This window comes from Aeromonas sp. Y318-3 (genome assembly GCF_027706185.1).
GTDB classification, from domain to species: domain Bacteria; phylum Pseudomonadota; class Gammaproteobacteria; order Enterobacterales; family Aeromonadaceae; genus Aeromonas; species Aeromonas veronii.
In genome coordinates this window covers 44,033-61,793 of record NZ_JAPDCN010000003.1, presented here as the reverse complement: position 1 = coordinate 61,793, position 17,761 = coordinate 44,033, and the positions used below count along the sequence as shown (strand labels likewise).

At 59.5% G+C, this 17,761-nt stretch carries 13 protein-coding genes and 1 tRNA gene; 5 read left to right on the top strand and 9 right to left on the bottom strand.

Features of this window, described 5'->3' with window-relative positions:
- Positions 1 to 91 precede the first annotated feature (91 nt).
- The 3 genes from OKB77_RS04915 (at position 92) to OKB77_RS04905 (ending at position 4,620) form a co-directional block, all read left to right on the top strand.
- Positions 92 to 3,028 (top strand): sensor domain-containing phosphodiesterase, encoded by a 2,937-nt coding sequence (locus OKB77_RS04915; RefSeq protein WP_270817032.1) that lies wholly within the window; start codon positions 92 to 94, stop codon positions 3,026 to 3,028.
- A gap of 65 nt (positions 3,029 to 3,093) precedes the next feature.
- Positions 3,094 to 3,891, top strand: coding sequence for a pyruvate formate lyase 1-activating protein (gene pflA / locus OKB77_RS04910; RefSeq protein ID WP_005333994.1), 798 nt, complete (start codon positions 3,094 to 3,096; stop codon positions 3,889 to 3,891).
- Positions 3,892 to 3,978: 87 nt separating this feature from the next.
- Positions 3,979 to 4,620 (top strand): energy-coupling factor ABC transporter permease, encoded by a 642-nt coding sequence (locus OKB77_RS04905; protein WP_270817031.1) that lies wholly within the window; start codon positions 3,979 to 3,981, stop codon positions 4,618 to 4,620.
- Positions 4,621 to 4,704: 84 nt separating this feature from the next.
- On the opposite strand, the gene OKB77_RS04900 is transcribed toward OKB77_RS04905, so the two are convergent.
- Entirely contained in the window at positions 4,705 to 5,997 is a 1,293-nt protein-coding gene (locus OKB77_RS04900; protein WP_270817030.1) for an NAD(P)/FAD-dependent oxidoreductase, read from the bottom strand.
- A gap of 74 nt (positions 5,998 to 6,071) precedes the next feature.
- Entirely contained in the window at positions 6,072 to 6,611 is a 540-nt protein-coding gene (gene ycfP, locus OKB77_RS04895; RefSeq protein ID WP_005334000.1) for an alpha/beta hydrolase YcfP, read from the bottom strand.
- A 505-nt stretch (positions 6,612 to 7,116) separates the two neighbouring features.
- On the opposite strand from ycfP, the gene OKB77_RS04890 reads away from it, so the two are divergent.
- On the top strand, positions 7,117 to 8,523 hold the full coding sequence (locus OKB77_RS04890) for a nucleobase:cation symporter-2 family protein (protein ID WP_019445490.1): 1,407 nt from the start codon (positions 7,117 to 7,119) through the stop codon (positions 8,521 to 8,523).
- A 63-nt stretch (positions 8,524 to 8,586) separates the two neighbouring features.
- Here OKB77_RS04890 and OKB77_RS04885 read toward each other — a convergent pair whose 3' ends face one another.
- Together OKB77_RS04885 and OKB77_RS04880 are read right to left on the bottom strand one after the other, a co-directional pair.
- Positions 8,587 to 10,383 carry a M3 family oligoendopeptidase gene (locus tag OKB77_RS04885; protein ID WP_270817028.1) on the bottom strand — a complete coding sequence of 599 codons (1,797 nt, stop codon included), beginning with the start codon at positions 10,381 to 10,383 and terminating at the stop codon, positions 8,587 to 8,589.
- Positions 10,384 to 10,506: 123 nt separating this feature from the next.
- On the bottom strand, positions 10,507 to 11,427 hold the full coding sequence (locus OKB77_RS04880) for a DUF808 domain-containing protein (RefSeq protein ID WP_270817027.1): 921 nt from the start codon (positions 11,425 to 11,427) through the stop codon (positions 10,507 to 10,509).
- 251 nt (positions 11,428 to 11,678) lie between these two features.
- Between OKB77_RS04880 and OKB77_RS04875 the strand changes: the two genes are divergently transcribed.
- The gene (locus OKB77_RS04875) at positions 11,679 to 12,281 is read left to right on the top strand and encodes a DUF924 family protein (RefSeq protein ID WP_270817026.1); all 603 of its coding nucleotides are present in this window, start codon (positions 11,679 to 11,681) and stop codon (positions 12,279 to 12,281) included.
- Positions 12,282 to 12,344: 63 nt separating this feature from the next.
- Here the strand turns inward: OKB77_RS04875 and OKB77_RS04870 are convergent, their stop codons facing one another.
- From OKB77_RS04870 to OKB77_RS04850, 5 genes are all read right to left on the bottom strand, one after another.
- Positions 12,345 to 13,964 carry a methyl-accepting chemotaxis protein gene (locus OKB77_RS04870; protein ID WP_270817025.1) on the bottom strand — a complete coding sequence of 540 codons (1,620 nt, stop codon included), beginning with the start codon at positions 13,962 to 13,964 and terminating at the stop codon, positions 12,345 to 12,347.
- Between the two features lie 104 nt (positions 13,965 to 14,068).
- A complete protein-coding gene (locus OKB77_RS04865; RefSeq protein WP_043819404.1) occupies positions 14,069 to 15,328 on the bottom strand; it encodes a dicarboxylate/amino acid:cation symporter in 1,260 nt (419 codons plus the stop codon).
- 204 nt (positions 15,329 to 15,532) lie between these two features.
- Positions 15,533 to 16,000 (bottom strand): CC0125/CC1285 family lipoprotein, encoded by a 468-nt coding sequence (locus OKB77_RS04860; protein WP_270817024.1) that lies wholly within the window; start codon positions 15,998 to 16,000, stop codon positions 15,533 to 15,535.
- A gap of 180 nt (positions 16,001 to 16,180) precedes the next feature.
- Positions 16,181 to 16,257, bottom strand: a tRNA-Pro gene (locus OKB77_RS04855).
- Positions 16,258 to 16,369: 112 nt separating this feature from the next.
- Positions 16,370 to 17,713, bottom strand: coding sequence for a dihydroorotase (locus OKB77_RS04850; protein WP_270817023.1), 1,344 nt, complete (start codon positions 17,711 to 17,713; stop codon positions 16,370 to 16,372).
- Between the last annotated feature and the right edge of the window lie 48 nt (positions 17,714 to 17,761).

The window sequence follows — 17,761 nt, the reverse complement described above, 5'->3', positions numbered from 1 at the left end:
TTCTAATTTAGAATTCAATGAAATTTTGTTTCACACCATTTTGCAGTATTCTTGCAACCCCGACGGTTGCTTAACAGGATGTTGTTTGTTCATGTCGTCTACCGCACTCAGTCATCTTCCTCCTGCCCTCCAGACGCCGCTCTTTTTCCGTCTGGATCTGCGCAGTCAACGGCTGGTCGCCCTGACCGACGTGATGCAAACCCCGCTCTACTGGCTCGACGAACCGCGCGCCCCCTGGCCTGCCCAGCTGCCCGATGCCCTGCGCCTGCCCATCGAACAACTGCTGACCAACGGCCATGGCGGCAAGATCACCGTGCGCTTTGCCAGCCAACTCTGGCACATCGCCCTCGCTCACGAGCAGGATGGCTTCTGGCTCATCTGTCTGCAGAACCTTCGTCAGGAGCCCATCGCCGATCTGGCATTGCAACTGCCGCGCCTCAGCCAGATGGCGAGCCAGCAACAGTATGCGCCCCTGCTCGAGGCCCTTAAAGAGAGTTTGGGGGCCGATCGGCTCATCCTCTGGCACTATCAGGCCAACGGCGATCTCGGCAGCGAGCAACTCACCCCTGTGTTCACCCTGGGGGTCGAGGCGCTCTACCCCATTCGTGGTGACAGCCGCTATATCCGCGCCCTGCGTACCCGCAAAGCGTTGAGCTTCTCGGAGGCCGCCCACCAGCCGATGCTGAGCAATCACCTCTATCTGACCAGTGCCGGTGTGCGCTCACGCCTCGATGGTGCCCTGCTGGAGCAGGACAAGCTGTTCGGGGTGCTGAGTCTGGAGTATCTCGATCCCACCCCGCTTAGCGAGGAGATGTTGCAACTGGTGCGCAGCAGTGCCCAGCTGCTCGGCCACTGGCAGCCGCAACCGGAAGAGCACCGCGCCGAGCTGGCCCTCCCGCCCGAGCTGCACCAGCAGACCGGCATCGACTACTGCAAGACGCTGGTAAGCTGGGCCATGAGCGCCAGCGGTGCCCGGGTGGGCTGGATCGGCGAGTTTCAGCCCCGCGGTCAGGATCTCTGGATCATCCCCCGCTGCGTCATCAACGAGGAGATCTGCTCCACCCTCAAGCCCATCCAGCTCGACCCCGGCCCCGCTCAGGAGCTGTTCCAGCATGGTCAGGCCATCTATGTGGAAGATCTGCCAGTGCGCTATCCCAAGGCGACCCGGCTGCTGGCCCTCAATGCCAGCGCCTACATCGGCATTCCGCTCCATGGCCAGAGCGGCGCCCCCATTGGCCAGATCACCCTGCTGCTCGATACCCCCCTTGAGGAGCCCGAACAGCTGCTGGATCTATTGAGCAGCCAGCACGAGCGGGCCGCCATCGAACTCAAGCGCCTCGCCACCGACGATGCCCTGCGGCTGGCCGAGGTAGCCTTTAATACCCACGATGGGCTGATTGTGATGGATCACAACGGCATCATCCTCAAGGTCAACCACTCCTTCAGCCGGATCACCGGATTTGGCGAGGTAGAGGTGATCGGTCACTCCATTCGCAAGCTGCGCCCCACCTACTACGGGGATCATCTCAAGGAAGATGTCAGCCGCACCGTCAACGAGCAGGAGTGCTGGCTCGGGGAAGAGCGCTGCCTGCACAAGGATGGTCACCTCTTTCCGGTGCGCTTGATGGTGAACGGCGTCAAGGATGAGCAGGGAGAACTGAGCCACTTCATCTGCAGCTTCTACGACATCACCCAGGAAAAAGAGGCGGCCAGACATATCGAACAGCTCGCCTACTACGACGATCTCTGCGGTCTGCACAACCGGCGCAGCCTCAACCATATTTTGCAGCAGACCCTGAGCGCCTCCAACGGCCAGTGGGGCGCCCTGCTGCTGGTCGATCTCGACAACTTCAAGTCGATCAACGACTCCCTCGGTCATGCCTGCGGCGATTTGCTGCTGCAGGCCGTGGTGCAGCGTTTCAGGGAGCTGCCCCAGGACAATCTGGTGCAGGCGCGCATCTCGGGGGATGAGTTTGCCCTGCTCTTTACCCAGCTCGGACAAGGCGAGGTCACCGCCAAAATTCTGGCAGAGCACTTTGCCCGCGAGCTGATGGGGCTGTTTCGCACCCCGTTCGACATCGGCGATCACAAACTGCACTGCAGCGCCTCGGTGGGGATCAGCCTCTTTTCCGGCAACGAGACGGATCATCTGGTCCTGATGCAACAGGCCGACACCGCGACCCACATGGCCAAGCGCGCCGGTCAGGGCCACTACGTCTTCTTTACCGAGGCGATGGCCCAGCACGAGAAAAATCGGCTGACCCTCACCAATGAGCTGCGCGATGCCCTGCGTCATCACGAGCTGCAGCTCCACTATCAACCGCAATACCGGGTCGACAATGGCTCGCTGTCGGGTATCGAGGCGCTGCTGCGCTGGCAGCGCAGCGACGGCACCATGGTGCCACCCGGGGAGTTTATCCCCATCGCCGAAGAGACCAGCCTGATCCTCGAGATCGGCTACTGGGTGATGAAGACCGCCTGCGCCCAATACAGCTTCTGGCTCAACCGTGGCCTGCAGATCCCCCATCTGTCGGTCAACGTCAGTGCCCGCCAGTTCCACACCCAGGGCTTCGTACAACAGGTGGAGTACATCTTGCGCGACACCGGTGTGCCCCCTTCCCGCCTGCTGCTGGAGGTGACCGAATCGGTAGTCTTGGAGAATCGGCAGGAGAGTATTGCCAGAATGCGCCAGCTCAAGGAGCTCGGCATCCTCATCTCCATCGACGACTTCGGTACCGGCTACTCGTCGCTGGCCTATCTGCGGGATCTGCCCGCCGACGAGGTGAAGCTCGACAGAAGCTTCATTCAGACCCTGGTACACAGCGAACAGGACAGAGCCATCGTCAAGGCGATACTCGATCTGGCCCAGGTCTTCCGTTTTACCGTCACCGCCGAAGGGGTGGAAGAGGAAGCGCAGCTGGCCATCCTCAAAGCGCTGGGATGCCAGCATTATCAAGGGTTTCTCACCAGTCGGCCGCTCACCGTCAAGGGGCTGGAGCAGCTGCTTGGCAGCCGTGCGCCGGACTAAAGGTGTAGGATCAATAGGGGTTTATGTAATAAAATAACGGCCTGCTCGAATCGTTGGAGTTGTTTATGTCTGTCATTAATCGGATCCCTGCCGTTGAAATCAGCCAGCCAGCCGGAGCTCACGGCACCGTTGGCCGGATCCATTCCGTCGAAACCTGCGGCACTGTCGATGGCCCGGGAATACGCTTTATCGTATTCATGCAAGGCTGCCTGATGCGCTGCAAGTACTGCCACAACCGCGATACCTGGGATACCGAAGGTGGCCGCGAAGTGACCGTACCGGAGTTGATGAGTGACATCACCAGCTATCGCCACTTCATGAATGCCTCCGGCGGTGGCGTGACAGCGTCCGGCGGTGAAGCCATGCTGCAACCCGCTTTCATTACCGAACTCTTTACCGCCTGCAAAGAGAAAGGGATCCACACCTGTCTCGACACCAACGGCTTCGTCCGTCATCTCGACGAACAGGTGGACAAGCTGCTCGACCAGACCGATCTGGTGCTGCTCGACATCAAACAGATCAATGACGAGAAACACATTCCGCTGACTCACGTCAGCAACAGGTACACCCTGGAGTTTGCCCGCTATCTGGCAGCCAAAGGCAAGACCATGTGGATCCGCTACGTGGTGGTACCGACCTGGAGCGACGACGACGAGAGCGCCGAAGGGCTGGGCCAGTTTATCGCCGAGCTGGGCGAGAGCGTGGAGAAGGTGGAGCTGCTCCCCTACCATGAGCTCGGCAAACACAAGTGGGACGTACTGGGCGACCCGTACGAGCTGAGCGGGATCAAGCCCCCCAGCAAGGAGACCATGGAACGGGTCAAGGGCATCCTCGGCAAGTACCACAACAACGTCAAATATTGATGGTAAAAGCAGGCTGACTCGTCAGCCTGCTCTGCTATGGGCGGTCGGGAAGGCCGCCCGGACTCTACTGCATGAATGGACGACAAGATGAGTGAAGGACAACTCGCCGCCCTCCTGATCTGGCTGGTACTGCTGGCCTTCAGCCTGCGCCGCTCCCTGTGGCAGACCCTCCGTGACAACCCCCTCTATCAGCACCTGTTGCTGGGTAGTGCCATCGCGCTGGTGCCGCTCTGGTATCTAAGGGCCGGTCTGCATGAGGGGCTGGAGGTCCATTTTCTCGGGCTCACCACCCTCACCCTGCTGCTTGGCTGGCGGCTGGCACTGCTCGCCCCTTGCCTGACCCTGCTGGTGCTCGGTTACTTTGGTGTCACCAATCTGGCCGATTTTGGCTGGCAAGCGCTGGTGGGCATCGCCCTGCCGGTAGCCACCAGCTGGCTGCTGTTTCTGGCCAGCTGGGCCTGGCTGCCGCGCCATCTCTTTGTCTATATCTTCGTGGCCGCCTTTCTCGGCGGCGCCATCACCATCTCGGTCAAGGTGGCCGCCAGTGCGTTGCTGATGGGGCTAAGTGACAGCTACCCTTGGCACACCATCACGGCGGATTACCTCTCCATCTGGCCACTGCTGCTGTTCCCCGAAGCTCTGCTCAACGGCATGGCGATGACAGTGCTGGCCATCTACCGCCCTCACTGGGTCAATACCTTCTTCGACCGTACCTATCTGGGCAAGTAACGCTCTCTTTCCTGATCTGCGCCCATAAAAAAGGAGAGGCCATCGCCTCTCCTTTTGGTATTCAACATGTTGCCAAATCCCGGCTTAGTGCAGCTTCAGGGTCGGGCGCAGTACCCGGTTGATGCGACCCACCAGCATGATGAGGCCGGTCTTGACGTAGCCGTGCAGGGCGATCTGGTGCATCCGGTAGAGGGAGATGTACACCAGACGGGCGATATAGCCTTCCACCATCATGGAGCCGCGCATCAGGTTGCCCATCAGGCTGCCCACGGTGGAGAAGCGGCTGAGGGATACCAGCGAACCGTGGTCGTGGTAGAGGTAGGGCTTCATCTCGCCGCCGTTCATCTTGGCCAGAATGTTCTTGAACGCCTGGCTGGCCATCTGGTGGGCAGACTGGGCGCGCGGCGGCACGAACTTGCCATCCGGCTGCGGGCAAGCGGCGCAGTCACCGATGACGAAGATGTTCTCGTCACGGGTGGTCTGCAGGGTCTCTTTCACCACCAGCTGGTTGATGCGGTTGGTCTCAAGACCCGCGATATCCTTCATGAAATCCGGAGCCTTGATACCGGCAGCCCACACCATCAGGTCAGCTTCAATCAGCTCGCCATCCTTGGTATGCAGACCTTCGGCGGTCGCTTCGGTGATCATGGTGGCGGTACGCACATCCACACCCAGCTTGACCAGCTCCTGATGAGCGGCGCCGCTGATGCGCTCCGGCAGGGCCGGCAGGATGCGGGGGCCCGCTTCCACCAAGGTCACCTTCAGGCTGTCGGTGGTCAGATTCTTGAAGCCGTAGGCATAGAGCTGCTCGACCGCGTTGTAGAGCTCGGCAGAGAGCTCGACGCCGGTGGCGCCGCCACCAACGATGGCAATCTTCACCTTGTCGCCCGGCTGATATTCGGTGGCGAACTGCAGGAAGCGGTTCATCATGCTGTTGTGGAAACGGTGCGCCTGGGAGGGGCTATCGAGGAAGATACAGTTATCCTTGATCCCCTTGGTGTTGAAGTCGTTGGAGACAGAGCCGATGGCCATCACCAGATAGTCGTAGGGCAGCTCGCGCTCGTTGACCACGATGTCACCATTGTCGTCGTGGATCGGGGCCAGCACGATGCGTTTCTCGTCACGCTTGATGTCGGTCAGGGTGCCGAGCTGGAAGTCGAAACCGTGGTTCTTGGCGTGAGATTGGTAGCTCAGGGCATCGATGCCCGCATCCATGGAGCCGGTGGCTACTTCGTGCAGCAGGGGTTTCCACAGGTGGGTGCGGTTGCGATCGACCAGAGTGATCTTGGCCTTGTTCTTCTTGCCAAGCTTGCGACCCAGACTGGTGGCCAGCTCCAGGCCACCGGCGCCGCCGCCTACAACGACAATATTCATCATGATGATTTTCCTCGGTTCCTCAAAACGAAAGGGAGCCATTGGCTCCCTAAAACGAAATCGGTCGACGTGATGGATCAGGCTTCTTTGAAGGCCTTCATCCGCTGCAGATGATGCGAGATATTTTTGAACTTATGAGTCTCGCGCTCATCCCACACGATGTCGTAATAGTTCTTCAATTCACGTTCAGTGTCCCGATTATCGCGCACTTCATCCTGAACGGAAAGGATACACAGGCAGTTTCCTGAATTTTTCTTACGAAATTCAGTTACACACTTGGTGCCGATATCGTCATATTCTTCCGGCCGGTCGATCTTGCCCTGCATGTTCTCTTCCGGATGGAGGTTGGGGTTGAAGATCACCTGGCGAATGCCGCACAGAAAGCCGATTCGCTCGCTCCAGTAGCCACCAAGACCCACGCCGCAGATCAGCGGTTTGGGATCGGTACTCATATCGAGCTGTTTTTTCACTTCCTTGAGCAGATGGCTCATATCATGACGGGGGTGAACCGTGCTGTAGTGCACGAAACGCACATCATCATCAATAAACTGCAACTGCAGCACTTTCTCGTGATTGCCTGGGCTGGTGGCATCAAAGCCATGCAGATAGATGATCATGGATAAGACCTCAGGATCTGTGTCGGTTTTATCGAAACTACCCCAGCGGCGGTCCCGTGCGCCACCAAAACATCCAACTTTCTTGCTTTGGATCACGCCCCTGCCCCCGATTGCGCCCTGCGGCCCGCGAGCGCCGTCACATGCAGAGGGGCACATTGCGAGCAACGTTATGGTGCCCGGCTATCAAAGTGAGATCGCCAGACCGATAATGATAAACCCCTTACCAATCTGAGATGCCCCCACCTCCTTCCCCTGCCAGCAGCCGGACACTTATCTGGCCGATATGTGACTCATCCCGCAAAAACAAGGCGTTATCGCCAAACGTTTTCTCTCGTGAGCGGCGTTGTGCATGTTTTGTGCACTGACCCGTGCTGCACCGGCTCCCTCTCACTACTGCCGAGGGATCTGGCACCTCTGTCAATACACGAGATCAATGACCGGGAAAGCTGCGGCTTTCACTATCTTGCCTGTAGCAGTTGCGCGGGCTTCAAGGAGTGATCTGTTGATGAACGAGACCAATCCCCCCTCCCCCCGACCGGGTGCGCGCAAGCGCCCGGTGGATGAAGTGGAGCGCATGCTCCCCATGGGCCAACTCTTTACCCTCGGCCTGCAACATGTGCTGGTGATGTACGCCGGCGCCGTGGCGGTGCCGCTGGTGATTGGCGGCAGTCTGGGGCTGCCCAAGGATCAAATCTCCTACCTCATCAGTTCGGATCTCTTCTGCTGCGGCATCGTCACCCTGCTGCAATGTGTCGGGATTGGCCGCTTTGCCGGGATCCGGCTGCCGGTCATCATGTCGGTCACCTTTGCCGCCGTGATGCCGATGCTGGCCATCGGAGCCAACCCGGATCTGGGGCTGACGGGCATCTTCGGCGCCACCATTGCCGCCGGTATCATCTCGACCCTGCTGGTGCCGCTGATAGGTCGGCTGATGCCGCTCTTCCCCACCGTCGTGACCGGGGTGGTTATCACCTCCATCGGGATCAGCATTATGCAGGTGGGGATCGACTGGATGGCGGGGGGCAAGGGCAATCCGGAATATGGCAGCCTGCGCTATATCGGCACCAGCTTTCTGGTGCTCGTCTTTATCCTGCTGGTGACCCGCTTCACCAAGGGCTTTTTCAGCAATATCTCGGTGCTGCTCGGGATCATCTTCGGTTTCGTGGTGGCCATCGCCATGGGCGAAGTAAGCCTGGATGGCCTCGGTGAAGCAGCCTGGTTTGCCCCCATAGTGCCCTTCGCCTTCGGCTGGCCCACCTTCGATCCCATCTCCATCGCCACCCTGACGGTGATCATGCTCATCACCTTTATCGAGTCGATGGGGATGTTTCTGGCCCTTGGCGACATCGTCGGCCATCCGGCCAGGCGCGGCGATATCGTGCGCGGGCTGCGGGTGGATGGCATCGGCACCATTATTGGTGGGATATTCAACAGCTTCCCCCACACCTCCTTCTCCCAGAATATCGGTCTGGTGAGCGTGACCGGAGTATCTAGTCGCTGGGTCTGCGTGATGTCGGGGGGGATCCTGCTCGCCTTTGGCCTCATCCCCAAGATGTCGGTGCTGGTCGCCTCCATACCGCCCTTCGTGCTGGGGGGCGCCGGTATCGTCATGTTCGGTATGGTGCTGGCCACCGGTATTCGTATCCTGGCGCGCACCGATTACAACAGCAACCGCCACAACCTCTATATCGTCGCCATCAGTCTCGGAATTGGCATGATCCCGACGGTCTCCGGGAATTTTTTCCAACAACTTCCGGCGCAGCTACAACCGCTTTTTCATAGCGGTATCCTGCTGGCCACCATCAGTTCGGTGCTGCTCAACCTCTTCTTCAACGGCTATCAGCCGGATCTGAGTCACCAGACCCGTCCTCTGTTCGTTGGTCCCATCAAACCGCAGCAAGAGCAGGCATAACAAACAGGCCCCCGGACTGCGAGACTGTCCGGGGGCCTGTTGTTAATATCACCGCTGACCCAATCAGGCAGGCAACTGCGCGAAGCGCTCTACTGCCTGCGCTACTTGTGCCAGACTCCCCTGCCAGAAGGCGGCCTCACGGATATCCTGCCCCAAATGCTTGGCTACCAGATCTTCGGCGCTCATCCGGCCGGTATCGCGCAACAAGGCACGATAGGCCTCGGCAATGCCCTCTTCCCCCGCCGCCTTGCGGCTCATCAACTGCTGATAGACCCCGAGGCTGAACAGATAACCGAACAGATAGGGGTAGTTGTAAAAGCCCAGCCCCGCGATGGAGAAGTGCGCCTTGGCCGCCCAGAACATGGGGTGATAGCGGGTCAGGCTCCCCTCATACCAGCGTCCCCACGCCTCGTCGGTCAATGCTTTGAGTCGCTCTGCGGATACATAACCCTGCGCCCGCTCAGCCACCAAGGCCCGCTCGAAATCGAAGCGAGCCGGGATATTGACCAGGAAGGTAGCTGCGCCATCGGCCTCGGCCCAGGCGATCGCCAACTGCTCTTCCGGGCTTTGCGCCTGCTCGAACAGGGCGCTGCGCACCAGAGTCTCGGCAAAGATGGAGGCTGTCTCCGCCAGCGTCATGGGGTAACTGCGCTGACTCATCGGCAGATCGCGGATCACCCAGTTGTGCCATGCGTGACCCAGCTCATGGGCCAGCGTAATGACATTGTCCATGGTGCCGGCATAGGTAACGAAGACCCGCGGTTCGACCGGTTCGGCAAACTTGGTGCAGTAGGCGCCGGTGCGGCGATTTGGCGTGGGCGCCGCATCAATCCACCCCTTCTCGGCCATCATGCGGGCAAACGCCCCCATCTCGGGATCGAAACGGCTAAAGGCATCGGCAATCAACTCGATCGCCTCATCAAAAGGAATGTCACGGCTGCTGGAAGCTGGCGGCGGCGCAAAGAGATCCTCCGGCCCCAGATCGTCGAGACCAAGGCGCTCAGCCATCAGCTCCAGCGCCCGCTGACCCAACCCACGGGCTCGCCAGGTTTCGCTCATCAGGGCATCGAGGGTGGCACGCTCGATATGGCTCTGGTGGCAAGAGAGAGCCAGCGCATCGAGCAACCGGGTGTTGCCACGCTGACGGGCCAGCTCCAGCCGCCAGCCGTTGAGGGCATTGAGGATAGCGGCAACCGTCTCCTGCTCCCCTTCCCAACCGGCGCTGATGGCATCAAAGGCTTCTAAACGCAGCGCACGTATCGGACTGGAGAGCAGATTGCTCGCCTCGGCCAGCCCCATCTCGCGGCCATCAATGGTCAAGCGGATCTTGCCCACCAGATCGTTATAGAGGTTGCCCCAGGCGTGCAGACCATCGGTGCCCAAACCGATCACCAGCTGCTCCGCCGCCACCGGCAAGCGCTGATCCTGTAAACGACGCTCATGGCCCAAGCGGTACGCCTCCTCACCGAGCAGTGGATCACTCATCAGCGCGGCGAATTTCTCTTCCGGCAACGCCAGCATCAGATCTTCCACCGGCGCCAGCGTCTTGAACAGATCGGCATTAAGGGCGCGGGCACGGGACGCCAGCTGTTTGGCCTGCGGATCCCGCGCATCCTGACTGCCGCGGCAGGCGGCCAGAATGGCGACGTTCCAGCCGACATGGCGAATATCACGGGCGCGCAGCCGCACTTCCCGCAAGAAATCCAGCAGCGCTGCGTCATCGTCGCGCACCCCGTCCAGACCTGCCATATAGCTGGCCAGCTCCTCCAGCGCGTGGCGGGCTGCGGGCATGTCCGCTTCCAGCTCGGTGCTGTCGAGGGCCGGGTAGATATGGTCGTTATTCCACTGTTGTTGATACATAGCTTCTCGCAAAGGCCTTTATCGGGAGGCGCAGCAGACCTTCGGGCAGCAAGTCCGAAACCGGGCAACCCGAAGGCCAAAAAATGAAGAGAGGAAAAAAGAGAACATGGCCCGCAAGCTCGCTTATACCTTGGCCGGGGCAAGACGGCTCACCAGCGTCATCACGGCAACCAGCAGCAGACCTGCCACCACACCGGCCACGGCGTTAAGCAAAGTGGGGGTCACCACTGCCAGTACGGCCCCCACAGTGGGCAGAGTGGCGACAACAGCGGCGGCGCCTTCAATCAGGTGATGGGCAAAAGGCCAGCCATGCACCAGAATGCCACCGCCCACCATAAACATGGCGATGGTGCCGACCAGTGCCAGCAGGTGCATCAGGCGGGGCGCTGTCACCAGCAGTCCCTGCCCCACCGCGCGGCGCAGGGCGCTGCCATCGGGCTTTTGCAGCAGATGCAGACCGATGTCATCGAGCTTGACGATCAGCCCCACCAACCCGTAGACCCCGATGGTCATCAGCAGGGCAATGCCCGCCACTACCGAGAGCTGCAGCGCGAGGCTTGCTCCCTGTACCGTGCCAAGGGCGATGACGATGATCTCGGCAGAGAGAATAAAATCGGTGCGAATCGCCCCTTTTACCTTCTGCTGCTCGAAGGCTACCAGATCATCGGGAATGGGGGCTGTATGTGCCTCCCCCTCGCTCACTTCATGAGGCAGGAACTTGTGGGCCAGCTTCTCGGCCCCCTCAAAGCAGAGGTAGGCACCTCCCAGCATCAAGAGCGGCGTGATAAGCCAGGGCACCAGGGCACTGATGGCGATGGCGGCGGGCACCAGAATCAGCTTGTTGCGAAATGACCCCTTGGCCACCGCCCACACCACCGGCAACTCCCGCTCGGCGCGCACCCCGGAGACCTGCTCCGCGTTGAGGGCCAGATCATCACCCAACACCCCGGCGGTCTTCTTGGCCGCCATCTTGGTCATCAGCGCCACGTCATCAAGCACGCTGGCGATATCGTCGAGCAGGGCCAACAAACTGGTTCCGGCCATATCAAAGCTTCCTTATATCAGTGAGAACAACACCGCGAGAGAGGTGTACGTCCCGATAACCACCAGGGTCAACAAGACCACCTCATGGCGATGGCAGGCCATCATCGGCCGCGCCAGGCAACCGTCGCTCGCCATCTGGGGTTACTTCTTTCGGGCAAAAGATGGCACAGTGTAACGAGAAGCTACCGTTTCGGCAGCACCCCGGAGCCATTTGTTATTGGCCCTCCTCAACACACCAGCAAGGAGTCCCCATGCAACCCTGGCAACCTCTGCTCGATTTCTGGTTTGGCGACCCGACCGACGACGCCCTGCGCGCCAAACGACAAGCCCCGCTCTGGTGGGGGAAAAGTCGCGAGACCGATGCCCTGCTGGCCCGGCGCTTTGGCGCGCAGGCAGAGGCGGCCGCCAACGGGGAGCTGGCCGACTGGGCCGACCTGCCCCACGGCAGGCTGGCACTGATCCTGCTGCTCGACCAGTTGCCCCGCAATATCCATCGCGGCACCCCCACCGCCTTTGTCCGGGATCCGCTCGCCCGCGAGCAGTGCCTCAAGGGGCTATCCCTTGGCATGGACCGACAGCTCTCGCCACTGGAGCGGGTCTTCTTCTATCTGCCGCTGGAGCATGCCGAATCCCGCGAACAACAGGCCAGAAGTGTGGCGCTGTTCGAGGCACTGGCTGCCGAGCAGGCTGGCACACCGGCGCAGGCGACCTTTGCCGGATTTGCCGACTTTGCCCGCCGTCATCAGGTGATCATCGAACGCTTTGGCCGCTTCCCCCACCGCAACGACATTCTGGGTCGCACCAGCACACCGGAAGAGGCGACATTTTTGCAGCAACCGGGCTCAGGCTTCTAAGCAAGCCATATAAAAAATCCCCGCCAGCTGGCGGGGATAGCAGATGGATAACAACCGTCGGCGTTACTGAATGCGATAGCGGGATATCTGCTGGTGGATGCTCTCGGTGGTGACATTGAGCTCCTCGGCGGCGGCTGAGGTCTCTTCCGCTGTGCTGCTGGTTTGCTGCACGACCTGAGCAATCTGCTCTACCTGATGGGCAATCGACTCGGCAGCCGAACTCTGCTCGCGGATGGCATTGGTGATCTCGCCCACCTGATCCATCACCCGGTGCGACGCACTGCGGATCTCGGCAATAATGGCACCACTCTCTGTCGCCATGGTGACCCCCTGGCTCACCTTCTCCTCCACCAGATGCATGCGGGAGACCGTATTGTTCGACTCCTGCTGGATCGCCTCTACCGTGGCGGAGATCTCCTGGGTGGATTGGGCTGTGCGCTCAGCCAGTTTGCGCACTTCATCTGCCACCACCGCAAAGCCACGGCCGGACTCTCCGGCCCTCGCCGCCTCAATGGCCGCGTTCAAGGCCAGCAAGTTGGTCTGCCCCGCCACATCACGGATCACGTTGACCACACCGCCAATGCGCGAAATGCCCTCACCCAGCGCAATGACCTCGGCCGAGGCCTGCCGAATGGAGTCGGCGATCTCGTTGATGGCATGAACGGTGCGCTCGATGGTCCGGCCCCCCTCGGTCGCCAGCTGCCCCGACTCATTGGTGATACGGCTCGTCTCTTGGGTACGCTGGGAGATATCTGTGATGCTGACCGTCATCTCTTCCACACCGGCGGCTATCAGACTGGTGGCATCATTGGCCTGATTAGCCGAGCTGGCCAGGTGTTGCGCTGCCTGAGAGAGGGATTCGGCAGTGCTCTTGATCTGCAAGCTGCCGACGGAAAATTCGGTAAATGTCTGTTGCAGCGTATCGAGCAGCCGGTTGACCGCATTGAGGGTCAGGCCAATCTCATCCTGCTGTTTCACATCCGCTCTGAGGGTAAAGTTGAGGTCACGCTGGATCCGGGTCAGGGTATCCATGGCGGTGCGAAGGGGATTGGCCACCTGATTGAACAACCAGACAAACAGCCCCATCGTCAGCACGGTGGCACCACCGGCGATCAACAACAGGGTTTGCAGGCTGTTGTCGTAGTTCTCCTGACCCTGCTTCTTGAGCGCCAGTCCCAAATCCATATTGAAGTTGACGTGAAGTTCGATGGCCTTGGCAAACTGCTGGAACAATCCGTATGCCTCTCCCGCCAGCATGTCTCTGGCTTCATCATTCTTGTTTTGGCGGGAGAGCTGCAGAACCTTGTCTATCTCCTGATAATATTGCGCGACAATGCGCTGATCATCGTCGGTCAGGCGCCGATCTTCGTCATTGGAGAGCATCTCTGCCTTATATTTGTCGAGCAGCGAATTGATCTGTCCCCGTATCTCGGTGATACCCGTTTCAATCTGCTGCATCCTGCTTGAGTCGGTATTGAGCACATGTGTTTGTACCAACGAGTGCAATTCATAGAAATCGGCCTGCACTTCCTTAATCAGCGAAATACTGGGCACCGTATTGTCCGTCACATAGCTCAAATCACGGTTGCCTGCCCCAAGGCGATTGATACTGAACCAACTGAGAAAAATGAGCGTCAGTATCACCAGCAGCGCTATCAGTTGCAGTCGACGAGCAATATTCATAACCGTACACTCCAGATGGAAACTATCTAGCAGTGTAGACGAGCCATAAACAACAACGGCCCGCATTGGCGGGCCGTTGTTGTTTATTTTTCATGGCTTTGTGATCAGGCTTTGGCTGGCTCACTCTCGCCCAGCGCGACGGTTTCACCCAGACTGTCTTCGGTCTTGGCGACCACGCTGGCGGCGATGGCGTTACCCAGCACGTTGGTGGCTGAACGGCCCATGTCGAGGAAGTGGTCGATCCCCAGCAGCAGCAAGATGCCCGCTTCCGGAATATGGAACTGGTTCAGGGTAGCGGCAATCACCACCAGAGAGGCGCGCGGTACCCCGGCCATCCCCTTGGAGGTGACCATCAACAGCAGCAGCATGGTGATCTGCTGGGCCATGGAGAGCTCGATACCATACGCCTGGGCGATGAACATCACCGCGAAGGTGCAGTACATCATGGAGCCGTCGAGGTTGAAGGAGTAACCCATAGGCAGCACGAAGCTGGCGATGCGCTTGTCACAACCGAACTTCTCCAGACGATCCAGAGTCTTCGGATAGGCCGCTTCGGAGCTGGCGGTCGAGAAGGCGAGCAGGATGGGTTCGCGAATCATCGCCAGCAGCTTGATGACACGGCCACGCAGGAAGACGCTGCCCATGGCGATCAGCAGCAGCCAGAGGCAGGCCAGCGCGATATAGAACTGAGCCATAAAACTGCCGTAGGTAACCAGAATACCCAGCCCCTCTTTGGCTACCATGGCGGCGATGGCGCCAAACACCGCGAACGGCGCAAAGTTCATCACATAACCGGTCACTTTCAGCATGATCTCGGCGGCGCTGGCCATCAGCACCACTACCGGCTTGGCCAGATCGCCGAGCGCGGCGGCAGCCAGACCGAAGAAGAGGGAGAAGACCACGATCTGCAGGATCTCGTTGGTGGCCATCGCCTCAACCACGCTCTTGGGGATAGCGTGGGTCACAAAATCTTTCAGGGTAATGGCACCGGCAGCAATGCCCGAGCTGGCGGTGTCATTGGGCAGGGAGAGTGAAAGACCCACACCCGGCTGCATCAGGGTCACCATCACCAGACCCAGACTCAGGGACATCAGGGAGGCCAGCATAAACCAGCCGAGGGTCTTGGCACCGATACGCCCCACGGTGCGGGTGTCGCCCATCTTGGCGATACCGACCACCAGGGTAGTGAAGACCAGGGGAGCGATGATCATCTTGATCAGGCGCAGGAAGATATCGGTCAGGATCGTGATGTTACTGGCGAAATCCGCAGCCTGATCTGCGGCAAACATCCGATAGCCCTGGCCGGTGAGGATGCCAAACATCATGGAGATGAGGATGGCGACCGTCAGTTTATTCATTTTCATGGGGGAGTCCCGGTTTTGATTGGTGCAAGCCGTAAACAGTGGCGTGGGAGCCACTACAGTCCGTTTTTGTGATCCGAGCCGTTGATTCCTGGCGGCTGGTATGCTGGGAGAATGCCTAAAAGCAGGGGGTAAATCTAGAGGCTTTATCCAGAATTTTATCCTGCCATTAGGTGTATGTGATATAGATCTTGCAATCCACCAATATTAATCACTGTTTATTTTGATTTCGGCGAGATATTTCGCATCCAGAGTTCGCTCATCGAGTGCCCGTGGCAACAGGCGAAAAGTGAGCAGCGCCGAGATGGTATGCTGCACCTGCATCTGGGCCATAAAGAGATCCGGCTCGTCCTCGTCAAAGCCGAAGAGCGGCCGTGATGGGGTCACCCTGACGGCATCACGGTTAATGGTCAGCTCATCGACCTTGAGCCAGGAGTAACCCTCTGCCAGTGCCAGCTCTCCTGCCCGCTTGAGCACATATTTGCGGGCGGTCTCCCTGTCCACCAGATCGTTGCCGACAAACTCCAGCTGCCACTTGTCCGGGCCAAGCCGGGTCTGCGAGAAACCGGTCTGGCCATTCCAGAACGACTTTTCACTCTCATAAGGGGTGGCGCAGCCCACCAGCAGTAGGGTGAGTATCAGCAGACAACAGGGTTTAGATACGGATGCAGACACGAGAGGCCTCGCCAGGCAAATGAGCAACAGAGTTGTTACTACACCATAAAGCGCGGTGGCTGCACAATCGACTCACGCCAACATCGACCGGCACGCATCACCACTGGCTTCGCGCCTGTGCGGCAAATCGCAGGCAAAAGAAAAGGCCTTGTCGTTTGACAAGGCCTTTACCGGGGAATTTGGTCGGTGTGAGAGGATTCGAACCTCCGACCCTCTACACCCCATGCAGATGCGCTACCTGGCTGCGCTACACACCGACGGAGTCAGCTCGGCTGACGGGGGCAGAGTTTATGGAGATGACCCTGTCCTGTCAACAGGGAAACGCCGCCAATTCCTCGGCCACGGTGCGTTCGCCTGCTTTGCGAACAATCAGCGGTTAAAGGTCAGCCGCTTGCCCAGGATCTGGTCAGTCACCTGCCCGTTTTGCCAGGCGATCTGGCCGTTCACCAGCGTCATCTCCACCGTGCTGTGGAAGCGGTAGCCGTTGAAGGGCGACCAGCCACAGTGGTAGAGGATGTTGTCATCGTTGACCACATAGGGCTTGCCCAGATCCAGCAGCACCAAATCGGCGAAATACCCCTCGCGGATATAACCGCGATCCTGCACCTGGAAGCGCTCAGCTACCGCGTGGGAGGTCTTCTTGACGATAGTCTCCAGGGTAAACACGCCGTTGTGGTAGAGCTCCAGCAGCGCCTGCAAAGAGTGCTGCACCAGCGGCACACCGGACGGCGCCTTGAAGTAGCTGTTCTGCTTCTCTTCCCAGGTGTGGGGCGCGTGGTCGGTGGCGATGATGTCGAGCACGTCGTTACGTACCGCATCCAGCAGAGCCTGCTGGTCGGCGGCACTCTTCACCGCAGGGTTGCACTTGATCAGGCTGCCCTGGGTCTCGTAATCGGCTTCATTGAAGAAGAGGTGGTGAACGCACACCTCCGCGGTGATGTTCTTGTCCTTCAGCTCGCTCAGATCGTGGCTGGCGGTAAAGAGCGACAGCTCCTTGGCCGAGGTCAGATGCAGCACGTGCAGCTTGGCACCGTACTGCTTGGCCAGCGCTACCGCCATGCTGGAGGATTTGTAGCACGCCTCGTCGCTGCGAATGCGGCCGTGCTCGCCCATCGGCACATTCTCGCCCCACTTGGCCCGCGCCGCCTCTTCGGCCTTGGCGATGGTCGGAGTGTCTTCGCAGTGGGTGACAATCATCACCGGACTTTCGCGGAAGATGGCCGCCAGGGTCTCCTGATTGTCCACCAGCATGTTGCCGGTCGAGGAGCCCATAAACACCTTGACCCCGCAGGACTGCTTGGGGTCGAGACGCTTGATCTCTTCAAGGTTGTCGTTAGTGGCACCGAGATAGAAGCTGTAGTTGGCAACGGAGGAGTTGGCGGCGATTCGGTATTTGGCTTCGAGGGCGTCGAGGGTGGTGGTCTGGGGATTAACGTTGGGCATTTCCATGAAACTGGTGGTGCCACCGGCGACGGCGGCGCGGGATTCGCTGGCGATAGTCCCCTTGTGGGTCAATCCCGGCTCCCGGAAGTGGACCTGATCATCGATCATTCCGGGGATGAGATGGCGACCTGCGGCATCGATAACCAGCGCATCGGGCGCCTCGATATCCGGGGCGATGCGAGCAATCCGTTCCCCCTCGATCAACACATCGGAGGCATAGATGCGGCCTTCGTTGACCAGGGTGGCATTCTTGATAAGCAGTTTGTTCATGGGGGGTTCCAGTTCCTTTGCCGATAATCGCGGGTCATAATAGCGCAA